The 11,641-nt window shown below is 72.7% G+C and carries 13 protein-coding genes and 1 riboswitch; of the genes, 6 read left to right on the top strand and 7 right to left on the bottom strand.

What is annotated here, in order from left to right:
* Nucleotides 1-102 precede the first annotated feature (102 nt).
* Genes ABIC52_RS02330 through ABIC52_RS02320 form a run of 3 tightly spaced genes read right to left on the bottom strand, consistent with a single transcriptional unit; the run spans nt 103 to nt 2,455 of the window.
* Nucleotides 103-1,566: an MFS transporter gene (locus ABIC52_RS02330; RefSeq protein WP_354026542.1), complete on the bottom strand. Its 1,464-nt coding sequence runs from the start codon at nt 1,564-1,566 to the stop codon at nt 103-105.
* The gene (locus tag ABIC52_RS02325; protein WP_354026541.1) at nt 1,529-1,948 is read right to left on the bottom strand and encodes a MarR family winged helix-turn-helix transcriptional regulator; all 420 of its coding nucleotides are present in this window, start codon (nt 1,946-1,948) and stop codon (nt 1,529-1,531) included. Before ABIC52_RS02325 ends, ABIC52_RS02330 begins: the two co-directional genes overlap by 38 nt.
* Nucleotides 1,949-1,996: 48 nt before the next feature.
* Nucleotides 1,997-2,455 carry a MarR family winged helix-turn-helix transcriptional regulator gene (locus tag ABIC52_RS02320; protein WP_126890895.1) on the bottom strand — a complete coding sequence of 153 codons (459 nt, stop codon included), beginning with the start codon at nt 2,453-2,455 and terminating at the stop codon, nt 1,997-1,999.
* 60 nt (nt 2,456-2,515) lie between these two features.
* Between ABIC52_RS02320 and ABIC52_RS02315 the strand changes: the two genes are divergently transcribed.
* Nucleotides 2,516-3,394, top strand: coding sequence for an NAD(P)H-binding protein (locus ABIC52_RS02315; RefSeq protein WP_354026540.1), 879 nt, complete (start codon nt 2,516-2,518; stop codon nt 3,392-3,394).
* A gap of 36 nt (nt 3,395-3,430) precedes the next feature.
* Here ABIC52_RS02315 and ABIC52_RS02310 read toward each other — a convergent pair whose 3' ends face one another.
* Entirely contained in the window at nt 3,431-3,907 is a 477-nt protein-coding gene (locus ABIC52_RS02310) for a DUF2017 family protein (protein ID WP_126890893.1), read from the bottom strand.
* Nucleotides 3,904-4,203 (bottom strand): ATP-dependent Clp protease adapter ClpS, encoded by a 300-nt coding sequence (gene clpS / locus ABIC52_RS02305; protein ID WP_058728592.1) that lies wholly within the window; start codon nt 4,201-4,203, stop codon nt 3,904-3,906. The genes ABIC52_RS02310 and clpS overlap by 4 nt, the downstream gene beginning before the upstream one ends.
* A 78-nt stretch (nt 4,204-4,281) precedes the next feature.
* Nucleotides 4,282-4,367, top strand: a riboswitch (ZMP/ZTP riboswitch).
* Nucleotides 4,368-4,418: 51 nt separating this feature from the next.
* Here clpS and glyA point away from each other — a divergent pair.
* From glyA to ABIC52_RS02290, 3 genes are all read left to right on the top strand, one after another.
* The gene (glyA, locus tag ABIC52_RS02300; protein ID WP_435526055.1) at nt 4,419-5,708 is read left to right on the top strand and encodes a serine hydroxymethyltransferase; all 1,290 of its coding nucleotides are present in this window, start codon (nt 4,419-4,421) and stop codon (nt 5,706-5,708) included.
* A 23-nt stretch (nt 5,709-5,731) separates the two neighbouring features.
* On the top strand, nt 5,732-6,643 hold the full coding sequence (locus ABIC52_RS02295) for a tetrahydrofolate dehydrogenase/cyclohydrolase catalytic domain-containing protein (protein WP_209676495.1): 912 nt from the start codon (nt 5,732-5,734) through the stop codon (nt 6,641-6,643).
* Between the two features lie 192 nt (nt 6,644-6,835).
* On the top strand, nt 6,836-7,285 hold the full coding sequence (locus ABIC52_RS02290; protein WP_126890891.1) for a hypothetical protein: 450 nt from the start codon (nt 6,836-6,838) through the stop codon (nt 7,283-7,285).
* Between the two features lie 114 nt (nt 7,286-7,399).
* Here ABIC52_RS02290 and galK read toward each other — a convergent pair whose 3' ends face one another.
* Together galK and galT are read right to left on the bottom strand one after the other, a co-directional pair.
* Nucleotides 7,400-8,536, bottom strand: a complete 1,137-nt coding sequence (gene galK, locus ABIC52_RS02285) for a galactokinase (RefSeq protein ID WP_126890890.1) — start codon at nt 8,534-8,536, stop codon at nt 7,400-7,402.
* A complete protein-coding gene (gene galT / locus ABIC52_RS02280; RefSeq protein WP_126890889.1) occupies nt 8,533-9,630 on the bottom strand; it encodes a galactose-1-phosphate uridylyltransferase in 1,098 nt (365 codons plus the stop codon). Before galT ends, galK begins: the two co-directional genes overlap by 4 nt.
* A 64-nt stretch (nt 9,631-9,694) precedes the next feature.
* Here galT and ABIC52_RS02275 point away from each other — a divergent pair, with 64 nt between their 5' ends.
* Together ABIC52_RS02275 and ABIC52_RS02270 are read left to right on the top strand one after the other, a co-directional pair.
* Complete coding sequence (locus tag ABIC52_RS02275; protein WP_126890888.1) at nt 9,695-10,546, top strand: DeoR/GlpR family DNA-binding transcription regulator; 852 nt, start codon at nt 9,695-9,697, stop codon at nt 10,544-10,546.
* Nucleotides 10,543-11,478, top strand: coding sequence for an aldose 1-epimerase family protein (locus ABIC52_RS02270; RefSeq protein WP_126890887.1), 936 nt, complete (start codon nt 10,543-10,545; stop codon nt 11,476-11,478). The genes ABIC52_RS02275 and ABIC52_RS02270 overlap by 4 nt, the downstream gene beginning before the upstream one ends.
* The last annotated feature ends 163 nt before the right edge of the window (nt 11,479-11,641 follow it).

Here is an 11,641-nt window from a genome sequence, read left to right as displayed (position 1 = left end):
GCGATCACGTGGCGCGACGTGCTCCCGGTTGTGCGGACGCACGCCGTGCCGCCGTGCCGCGACCCGCGGCCCCCGGCCGCCGCCGCTCCGGCCGCCGTCTCGTCAGCGCCGGTCCGCCCGCGCCAGTGCCCGGTCCGCGAGCGTCAGCACGCTGAGCAGCACGCCGACGCCGAGCATCACCCACGCGAGCACGTGCAGGTCCGGCGTGGTCGGGGCCTGCCCGAACACCCCGCCGATCAACGAGGACGCCGCGATCGCGCCGATGTAGATGCTCGTGCGCGAGAGCCCGGCCGCCGTGCCGATGTACTCCGAGGGCACCACCCTGTACAGCGCCGCCTGGTTCGACACCGATGCCAGCGCCTGCGGCACCCCGAACAGCGCCGGTACGACGAGCAGGAGCACGAGCGGCGACCCGGCGTGCAGCAGGAGCAGGAGCCCGGAGCCGACCAGGGGGACGAGCGCCGCGACGACGAGCGGCCGGCGGACGGCGGTGCGTCGCGCGACCAGGAACGACACCACCCCGGCGACGACGGCGGCCGGCAGCTGCAGGTACCCGGCGACGTCGCTCGGGTAGCCCGCGACGTCCTGCACCCACTGCGAGAACCCGTACGTCATCGTGTACGCGAGCAGGTAGGTCAGGAACAGCCGGGCGTAGGTGCGGGACAGGGCGCCGTTGCGGACGAGCAGCCGGACGTCGACGAAGGGCTTCGTCGCGCGCAGCTCCCACAGCACGAGCGCCACGAGCAGCACGACGGCGACCGCGAGCAGCCACCAGAGTCCGGCGCCGAGGTCGAGCAGGAACACCAGCAGCGCCGACACCGTGCCGGTCATGAGCACCATGCCGAGCGGGTCGAGCGCGGTCAGCACCGGGACGTCCTCGTCGGCACGCGGGCGCAGCCGGTCGGGCGGCAACCAGAGTCCGGCGACGACCAGCCCGAACACGGCGAGCGGCACGTTCACCAGGAAGATCGCGTGCCAGCCGAACGCGGCGATCAGCGCCCCACCGAGCGGCGGCCCGGCGGCGGCGGACACGAGCGACGTGATCGACAGCGCCCCGAGCACGAGCGGCGGCGTCGGCTTCCCGATCCGCAGCGAGTGCTGCCGCAGCGTGGTCAGGGCTGCCGGGTAGGCCGACGACGTCCCGATGCCGATGAGCACGCGGGCGAACACGGCACCGCCGAAGCCGGTCAGCACCTCGGGCACGACGCCCGCGATCCCGACCAGGACGAGTCCCGCCGTGAAGACCTTCTTCGGGCCGAACCGGTCCGCGAGCTTGCCCATCGTCGGCTGCGCGATCGCACTCGCCAGGTAGAGCGCTGCGACGAGCCAGATCGCCTGCGAGGCCCCGATGCCGAGGTCGCGTGAGATCGGCGCGAGTGCCACCGACACCATCGTCGTGTTGATCGGGTTGAGGAGCGGCCCGACCAGGACGGGGACGAGGAGCTTCGGGCCGAAGCCGCTCCCGCCAGTGTCGGCGGTGGTCGGGACGGGGGAGGTCGAGCTGGACGTGGTGGGGCTTCTTCCGGGGTCAGTCGTCGGTGAGCGGCAGGAGGATCGCGAGGGCACGGGCGACCGTGGCGCGGTCGTCCTCGGGCAGGGCCGCCAGACGGTCCGTGAGCACGCGGGAACGGTTGGCCCATGCGTCCGCGCGGGCCCGGGACCCCGTCTCCGTGGCCCGGACGAGGGTGCGACGGCCGTCCGCCGGGTCCGGACGGCGTGCGACGAGCCCGAGGTCGACGAGCGCCTGCACGGTCGCGCCCATCGACTGCGGGCGGACGCCCTCGGCGCGCGCGAGGTCGGCGACGGTGCTCTCGCCGTGGCGCAGGAGCCGACCGAGCGCGGCGGTCTGGGACGCGGTGACCTCGTCGGCCTTCCCGGCGAGCAGCGTGCGGCGGATGCGACCGTGCAGGGTCAGCAGGTCGTCCGCGAGCGTGTCGATCGGTTCCACGACGGAACAGTACGACCCAGCAGGGCGACTTGCAAGGTTGCCTTCCGATCAGACGACACCGTCGACGGCGGCGGCGATGGTGCCGTCCGTCGTGAACGGCCGCAGCGCGGCCACGAGTCCGTCCACGTCGTCGCCGAACCAGGCGTTGCTCGCCTGCACGCGGGGCCAGGCCTCCGCGAGCAGCTCCCGTCCGTCACGGGTCAGGTGCAGCCGGGAGGCCCGTCCCCGACCCGGCACCGCACCCCGCTCCACGAGTCCCCGCCGCTCGAGTCCGCCCACCAGTGCAGCCATGCTCTGCGGGCGTACCCCCACGGCGCGCGCGAGTTCGGCCTGGTTGTGCTCGCCGCCGGCGGCGAGCTGCACCAGTGCGCCGAACTCGACCGGGCTCAGGTCGAGGGGTTCGAGTTCCTCGGCGAGCCGACGGGCGAGCTCCCGCGCGGCGCGGATCACCGTCCAGGCGGCGACCGCGTCGACGTCGTCGTGGTGCACCGAGAGTTCGCTGGACACGGCCCGATCCTACCGGCGTACGTTCGAGTAACAGGAAACTGATACCGAAGGAGGGGTCCCATGACCGACACGATCGCGATCACGGGCGTCACCGGCGACGTCGGCGGGAAGACGCTCGAGCTGCTGCACGACGCCGGAGCGACGGTGCGCGCCGTCGTCCGTCGACCCGACCAGGCCGAGCGGCTCCGGGCACGGGGCATCGACGCGCGGCTCGCCGACCTCGACGACCTCGACGCCCTGACCCACGCCCTCGACGGGGTCGACCGGTTCTTCCTCGTCACGCCGGTCAGCGAGCGCCAGGCGCAGCAGGGCGAGACCGGTGTCCGTGCGGCGCAGCGGGCGGGCGTCCCCCGGGTGGTGCACCTGTCCGGCGGGGACGCGGCAGAGCACTCGCCGATGCCCTGGGCCGCCGCGGCGTGGCGGACCGACCGGATCCTGCGGGGGAGCGGCCTGGCGTGGACGATCCTGCACCCGTCGGCGTTCATGACGAACCTGCTGCCCTCCGCACCGGCGATCCGACGCGGCTGGTACCCGCACACCACCGGTCGGGGCCGAGCGGGCTGGATCGACACCGCCGACATCGCCCGGACCGCCGCCGCGGTGCTGACCGAGGACGGCCACGACGGCACCGAACCCGTGCTCACCGGCCCGGACGCCCTCGACGCGCGCGGGATCGCCGCCGGGCTCTCGTCGGGACTCGGGCGCCGGGTGCATCCCCTGCACCAGCCGAGCCGCGTCTACCGGACCGTCGTCCGCGCCGGCGGTGTCCCGGCGTGGCAGGCGGAGGGGCTCCGGCAGCAGTTCGGTCGGGTGCTCCGCCGCGGACTCGACGGCGTCGACGTGATGAGCGACGACGTGACCCGGATCACCGGACGGCCGCCGCGGTCCCTGGCGGACTGGGCACGCGACCACCGCGAGCAGCTGACGGGCCGGGGGTGACGCGGCGGACGTCCGCGGTGCCTCCCGGCCGTGTCGTCAGCCGGTGGAGGTGAGGGTCGTGACCAGGTGTTCCTGCACGTACCCGATCCAGTCGTAGACGTCGCGCAGGCCGACGCCGGCGTCCCCGGCGTACGAGGCCTCCTCCGACGCGGCGTCGGTGATGCCGAGCCGCTCCGCGATCGTCAACCGCAGGTCGGTGAGGCACCGCAGCCAGGCCTGCTCGTCCTGCGGGGTCATGGCGCCGTCCCGCGCTCCGGTGGTCCAGTCGTGCACGACGTCGGCGTTCGCGGTCTTCTGCGTCAGCAGGTCCGCCTGCGTCCAGCGGCGGAACTCGTCGCTCGCCTCGGTGTCCGACGGGTAGGCGTCCGGGAACATCCGGGCCGTGACGGGGTCCGACGACAGGTCGCCACCGAGTACCTGCTGCAGCTGTTCGGTGAGCGACGCGAGGACGGCGCGCTCGCCCTCGGACATGGCGAGGTGCACGCCGTCGGGGCGTCGGGCGAACGGGATCACGCGTCCGGTCCCGCCGCGCGGTCGACGGTGGCCTGCAGGCCGTAGCCGTGCATCGCCTCGACGTGGCGCTCCATCGCCTCGCGGGCGCCCGTCGCGACGATCGCCCGCCCGTCGTCGTGCACCTGGCGCATGAGCCGCTCGGCGCGGGCGTGCGAGAAGCCGAAGTAGCTCTGGAAGACGTAGGTGACGTACGACATCAGGTTCACCGGGTCGTCCCAGACCACGGTGACCCACGGGACGTCGAACCGGGCGGCGAGGTCGGTGCGCTCCTCGACGTCGGGGCTGGTCAGCGTCATGCGTCGACGGTCATGCGTCGGCGGGGATGCTCGGGTGCATGTCCCCAAGGGTGACACGAACGTGCGCGCTCGGTACGATCGTGGGGTCGCGACTGGCGTTGGATGGGTCACCATCGGGGAGCGACACCTGACACGGAGCGCGGCCGTACGCCTGGGCCGCGCCCATCCGTCCACCTCGTCGCGTCCGCGCGGCGACTCAGACAACGAGGAGTCCCGTGTCCATCACCGATCTGACGCCTGCCACCGCGCAGTCCACGTTCAACGCCCCGCTCGCCGAGGTCGACCCCGAGATCGCCGCCGTGCTGCAGAACGAGCTCGGCCGCCAGCGCGACACCCTCGAGATGATCGCGTCCGAGAACTTCGTCCCGCGTGCCGTCCTCGAGTCGCAGGGCTCCGTCCTGACGAACAAGTACGCCGAGGGCTACCCGGGCAAGCGCTACTACGGCGGCTGCGAGTTCGTCGACGTCGCCGAGCAGCTCGCCATCGACCGGGCCAAGGCCCTGTTCGGCGCCGCCTACGCGAACGTGCAGCCGCACTCCGGTGCCAGCGCGAACGCCGCGGTCCTGCACGCCATCGCCTCCGCGGGTGACACGATCCTCGGCCTCGAGCTCGCCCACGGTGGTCACCTGACCCACGGCATGAAGCTCAACTTCTCCGGCCGCATCTACAACGCGGTGTCGTACGGCGTCGACCCGGAGACCTTCGAGGTCGACTACGACGACATCCGCGCGAAGGCGATCGAGCACCAGCCGAAGGTCCTCATCGCCGGCTGGTCGGCCTACCCGCGTCAGCTCGACTTCGCGAAGTTCCGCGAGATCGCGGACGAGGTCGGCGCGACGCTCTGGGTGGACATGGCGCACTTCGCCGGCCTCGTCGCCGCCGGCCTGCACCCGTCGCCGCTGCCGCACGCCCACGTCGTGTCCTCGACGGTGCACAAGACGCTCGCGGGCCCCCGCTCGGGCATCATCCTGTCCAACGAGGAGTCGCTCTTCAAGAAGCTGAACTCCGCGGTGTTCCCGGGCCAGCAGGGCGGTCCGCTCATGCACGTGATCGCCGCGAAGGCCACCGCGTTCCTGCTCGCCGGCCAGCCGGAGTTCAAGGACCGCCAGGAGCGCACCCTCCGCGGTGCTCGTCTCCTGGCGGACCGGCTCACGCAGCCCGACGCGAAGGCCGCCGGCATCGACGTCCTCACCGGTGGCACCGACGTGCACCTGGTGCTCGTCGACCTCCGTGAGTCCGAGGTCGACGGCAAGCAGGCCGAAGACCTGCTGCACGAGGTCGGCATCACCGTGAACCGCAACTCCGTGCCGTTCGACCCCCGTCCGCCGATGGTCACCTCCGGTGTCCGCATCGGCACCCCGGCGCTGGCGACCCGCGGCTTCGGTGACGCCGAGTTCACCGAGGTGGCCGACATCGTCGCGCTGACGCTCATGCCGAACCCGGACATCGCAGCGCTGTCGGCACGGGTCAAGGCCCTGACCGACGCGTTCCCGCTCTACGCGTGAGCGCCGCGTCCTCGCTCGCGCCGATGCCTCGTGAGCGTTGGGCGGGCGAGGGCAGTGCCGTCCGCATCGACGGCACCGCCCTCGCCGCGCGCACGCTCGACGACCTGAAGGTCCGCATCGACCGCCTGCACGACCACGGGTTCCGGCCCGGGCTCGGCACGATCATGGTCGGACAGAACCCCGGGTCGGTGTCGTACGTCGCCGGCAAGCACAAGGACTCGGCGCAGATCGGGCTCGACTCGGTCCGCATCGACCTCCCGGAGACCGCTTCGGCTGCGGACATCCGCGCCGCGATCCTGCAGATGAACGACGACCCCCGGGTCACCGCGTTCATCGTGCAACTCCCGCTGCCGCAGGGCATCGACCCGATCCCGATGCTCGAGCTGATGAACCCGGCGAAGGACGCCGACGGGCTGCACCCGACGAACCTCGGCGAGCTCGTGCTCGCCGTGCCCGGTGGTGCCGGCACGATCGACGCCCCGCTGCCGTGCACCCCGCGCGGCATCGTCGCGATGCTCGAGGCGTACGACGTCCCGATCCGCGGGCAGCACGTCACGATCATCGGGCAGGGGCTGACGGTCGGTCGTCCGCTCGGCCTGCTCCTCACCCGGCTCGAGGCGACCGCGACGCTGACGCACTCGCTGACCGAGGACGTCGCCGCCGAGTGCCGCCGCGCCGACATCATCGTCGCCGCGGCCGGGGTCGCCGGACTCGTGCAGCCGGACTGGGTCAAGCCCGGTGCAGCGGTCATCGACGTGGGCATCAGCCGGATCGTCGACGAGACCACGGGGAAGGCGAAGCTCCGCGGCGACGTCGACCCCGCGGTGGCGTCGGTCGCCGGGTACCTGTCGCCCACGCCGGGTGGCGTCGGACCGATGACCCGCGCGATGCTCATGAAGAACGTGGTCGAGGCCGCCGAGCGCCACCTGCGGTAGCGGCCGGGCCGGCCGGCTGCCTGCCGGTCCTGCCGGGTGCCGCTCCTGCCGGTCAGTTCCGCGAACGCGACAGACCACCGCGGAACGTTCGCGGTGGTCTGTCGCCCTCGCGGAACGGATGGCGGGCCTTCAGACGGCCTGGAGGCGCGGATCGCCCCCGCCCCGCGCCTCCCGCGGTGCTACGGTCGCGTCATGGGGGATGCAGGAGAGCTGACCGAACCGGTGCTGCGGGCACGGCCGGCGCCGTCCCAGCTCACGAAGGACGCCCGCTGGCTGGTCGTCATCGTGGTGCTCTGCATCCTGTTCCAGCAGCCCGGCTCGACGTGGAGCACGACGTTCTTCCACGCCGGCCAGGAGTTCGACTTCCGGTCGTCGCCGGCCCTCGGCACGACGCTCCTGACCATCGGCATCGCCCTCGTCGGGTTCGCCGTCGCGGTCGGCCGCCGAGGCGCGAGCCGCTTCGACGAGCACACCGTGATGGGGCTCACCCTCGCCGGTGTGCTCGTCGTCACCGCGGCGGTCTGGCTGCTGATGCCCGTGCAGATGGCCTGGGTGCAGTGGGCCGTGGAGCACGGTCAGCCGCACCCGTTCGTGCTCGGGGACGTCGTCGAGACGACGCGGTACGCCGACTACCTCGGCTGATCGGTCGCCCTGACGACGGCGTACGGCTCCGAGCTGTCGAACCGGGGGACCGACATCGAACCAGCCGCGCGTGCTGGTTCGATGTCGGAGACGTGGTTCGGAGCGCGCCGCGCGTCAGTCGCGCCGGGCGCCCTGCGCCGCGTGCACCGTGAACACGGTGGGCTCGCGGTACCCGGCCGCGGCGAAGGCGGACGTGACGGCCTCCGCGATGGTGCCACGGGCCTCCCGGTCGACCAGCGCGATCGCCGCACCGCCGAAGCCGCCACCCGTCATGCGTGCGCCCACCGCGCCGTGCGCCATCGCGGTCTCGACCGCCAGGTCGAGCTCCGGCACCGAGATCTCGAAGTCGTCGCGCATGGAGGCGTGCGAGGCGACGAGCAGCTCGCCGATCGCGCGCGGGCCCTGCTCGCGGAGCGTGCGCACGGTGTCGAGGACCCGCTGGTCCTCGGTGACGATGTGCCGGACGCGGCGGAAGGTCTCGTCGTCGAGGAGTTCCTGCGCGCGGGGCAGGTCCTCGACCGCGACGTCACGGAGCGCCTCGACGCCCATGGCTGCGGCACCGCGCTCGCACGAGTCCCGACGGGCCTTGTAGCCGCCGGTGGCGTGGGCGTGCTCGACGCGGGTGTCGATGACCAGCACCTCGAGCCCGTTCGCCTCGAGCGCCAGGTCGACCACCGCGGTGTCGAGCGTGCGGCAGTCGAGGAACACGACCGCGTCCTGCTCGCCGAGCAGCGAGGCGGACTGGTCCATGATGCCGGTCGGGGCGCCGACGGCGTGGTTCTCGGAGTACTGACCGACGCGCGCCAACTGCTTGCGCGAGAGGCCGAGCTCCCACAGATCGGTGAACGCCAGCGCGACACCACACTCGATCGCCGCGCTCGACGACAGGCCCGCGCCCACCGGCACGTCCGACTCGATGAAGACGTCGAACCCGGTCTTGCCGGACAGGTCCGCGCCCGCCTGCTCGCGCAGCGCCCAGGCGATGCCGAAGACGTAGGCCGACCACCCCTGCATGTGCGACGGGTCGAGCTCGTCGAGCGAGAGCTCGTGCACCGCGTCGGGCTCGAACGCCGAGGCGACCCGGATCAGCCGGTCGTCCCGCTGCCCGATCGAGGCGACGGTGCGGCGGTCGATCGCGAAGGGCAGCACGTACCCGTCGTTGTAGTCGGTGTGCTCACCGATCAGGTTGACGCGTCCGGGTGCGGAGTACCGCACCGTCGGCTCGTACCCGTAGACCTGCTGGAACGTCATGCGCGTTCGATCCCTCCTCGGATGAACTCGGCCGCCTTCTCGGGCACGAGGTCCCCGATCCAGGCGCCCATGGCGGCCTCGCTGCCGGCCAGGAACTTGAGCTTGTCGGCCGCGCGGCGCGGCGACGTGATCTGCAGCATGAGCCGCACGGTGTCCCGCGCGGTGTGCACCGGCGCCTGGTGCCATGCGGCGATGTACGGCGTCGGGCTGTCGTAGAGCGCGTCGAGCCCGCGGGTGAGCCGCAGGTGCATGTGCGCGAGTTCGTCCTTCTCGGCGTCGGTCAGGCCGGCGAGGTCGGGGACGTGCCGGTGCGGCAGCATGTGGATCTCGATCGGCCAGCGCGCGGCGAACGGCACGAAGGCGGTGAAGTGCTCGCCCTGCAGCACGACGCGCTCGGAGGCCCGCTCGTTCGCGAGGTGCTGCTCGAACAGGTCCGGACCGAAGCGCTCGATCGACGCGAGCAGTCGCTGCGTGCGGGGGGTGACGTACGGGTACGAGTAGATCTGCCCGTGCGGGTGGTGCAGCGTGACGCCGATCGCCTCGCCGCGGTTCTCGAACGGGAACACCTGCTGGATGCCGGGCATCGCCGACAGTGCAGCGGTGCGGTCCGCCCACGCCTCGACCACGGTGCGGGCGCGCGACTCGCTGATCGAGGCGAACGAGCCGCTCGTCTCGGGGGAGAAGCACACGACCTCGCAGCGGCCGACGCTCCGGAGCTGGCGGTTGAGCCCGACGTCGGACAGGGACTCGAGCGACTCGGGGGCGTCGTCCGCCTCGAGCAGCGGGCCGAACGACGGGGACCGGTTCTCGAACACCGCCACGTCGTAGCGGCTCGGGATCTCGGACGGGTTCGCCGCGGTCTGCGGCGCGAGCGGGTCCTGGTCGGCGGGCGGCAGGAACACGCGGTTCTGCCGGCTCGAGGCGATGGACACCCACTCGCCGGTCAGGACGTCCTGCCGCATCCGGGCCGTCTCCGGCCGAGGATCGAGGACGCGCTGGTCGATGCTGCGCTCGGCGGGCAGCTGGGTGTCGGCGTCGTCGAAGTAGATGAGCTCGCGTCCGTCGGCGAGCGTCGTCACGCGCTTGGTGATCACCGCAGCAGCCTACTCGCCTGGCGAAGCGTTGCGAAAGACTCCGTAAGTGCGCGAAACTCGCCCTGTGCGCGATGACCTCTCCTTCCTCGACGGGTCGCTGCCCGCGCCGCTGCGGCAGGACCGCATCGTCTCCATCGTCGAGGGTGCCCCCGGCCTGGTCCGGACGGCCTCCCTGGCAGCGGCGCTGGGCACCAGCGAGGTGACCGTCCGCCAGGACCTCGCCCTGCTCGACCAGGAGGCCCGCATCCGTCGGGTGCGCGGTGGTGCGGTCCGCCGCGGGGCCGGTTCCCCCGAGCGCCCCTTCGAGGAGACCGCCGTCGAGCACCAGGTCGCCAAGGCCGCCATCGGCCGTGCTGCGGCGGCCATGGTCCGGTCCGGCGAGTGCGTCGTGCTCGACGTCGGCACCACGCCGGCCGCGGTGGCGACGGCACTCGTCGCGCGGGAGGACCTGACCGACCTCACCGTCGTCACCAACTCACTGACGACGGCGCTCGCGCTCGAACCGGCGGTCCCGCGGTTCACCGTGGTCGTCACCGGGGGGACCCTCCGCCCGCTCCAGCACTCCCTCGTCGCGCCCTTCCTCGGCGCGGTGCTCCCGATGATCGCTGCGGACGTGGTGTTCCTCGGCGGCACCGGGCTCGACGTCGAGCACGGCCTGACGAACGTGAACCTGCCCGAGACCGAGGCGAAGCGGATGCTGGCCGACGCAGCCCGGCGTACCGTCGTGGTGGCGGACGGCTCGAAGTTCGGCCGGACCCACCTCGGCGTCGTCCGCCCGCTCGAGGACATCGACGTCGTCGTCACCGCCGAGGTCACGGCGGACGCCGTCGCCCCGGTCCGGGCGGCAGGGGTCCGGGTGATCGTGGCCGACGAGGACGGCGGCACAGCACCAGACGGAAGGAAGTCGCACGCATGACCGCAGCAGCACCCACCGGAGCGCAGTACCACCTCCGCCACGCCGGGCCGGACGGGGTCGTCGAGGCCGTCGTCACCGAGGTCGCCGCGGGCATCCGGGAGCTCCGCGTCGCCGGGTTCGACCTGACCGAGCCGTTCCCCGTGACCTCGCTGCCGCCCGGCGCCGACGGCATCGTGCTCGTCCCGTGGCCGAACCGCGTCGCCGGTGCCGTCTGGGAGCTCGACGGCGGGCGGCAGCAGCTGGACGTCTCCGAGCCGAAGTACGGCAACGCCTCGCACGGGCTGCTGCGGTTCTCGCCGTACCGCGTGGTGACCCAGACCGAGTCGTCGATCGAGCAGCAGGCGACGATCCACCCGCAGCACGGCTGGCCGTTCACGCTCGAGACCCGCGTGCACCACGAGCTCGTCGACGACGGCGTCCGGGTGACCCACACGATCGTGAACCGCTCCGGCGTCCGCGCCCCCTTCGCCGTCGGGGCCCACCCGTACCTGCGTGCGGGTGACACCCCGGCCGAGGACCTCGTCATCACGCTCGACGCCGCCACGGCGTTCACCGTCGACGAGCACAAGATCCCGGACGGCACGGTGTCCGTCGAGGGCACGCCCTACGACCTGCGGTCGGGACAGCGCGCCGGTGACGCCGACCTCGACACCGCGTACCGGGACATCGCCGCCGACGAGCACGGTGTCCGGCACACGACGCTGCACGGCCCGGAGGGCGACGGCGTCGAGCTCTGGCAGGACGAGTCGTTCCCCTACGTGCAGGTCTTCACCTCCCGTGAGTTCCCCCGAGGCGACGGCACCGGGCTGGCCGTGGCGGTCGAACCGATGACGGCGCCCGCCAACGCCCTGAACTCCGGCGAGGGCCTGCGCTGGCTCGAGCCCGACGAGTCCTGGACCGGTACCTGGGGCATCCGCCGCGTCTGGTCCTGACCGCCGGCGGGTGGTCGGGGCCCGAGTCTCGCGTGCAGCGACGGTCCTCGCGCTCCCGGGCCTGCGATCCGTCGCTCAGCGCGAGACTCGGCCCCGCGCCGGTGAGGCACCCGGACGCGACGAAGGCCGCCCCGTGTGGGGCGGCCTTCGTCGTGCGTGCTCG

The sequence above is a fragment of the Curtobacterium oceanosedimentum genome, from assembly GCF_040545555.1.
GTDB lineage: Bacteria > Actinomycetota > Actinomycetes > Actinomycetales > Microbacteriaceae > Curtobacterium.
The sequence above is the reverse complement of the archived record's forward strand: the minus strand, read 5'-3'. Positions and strand labels throughout refer to the sequence as shown.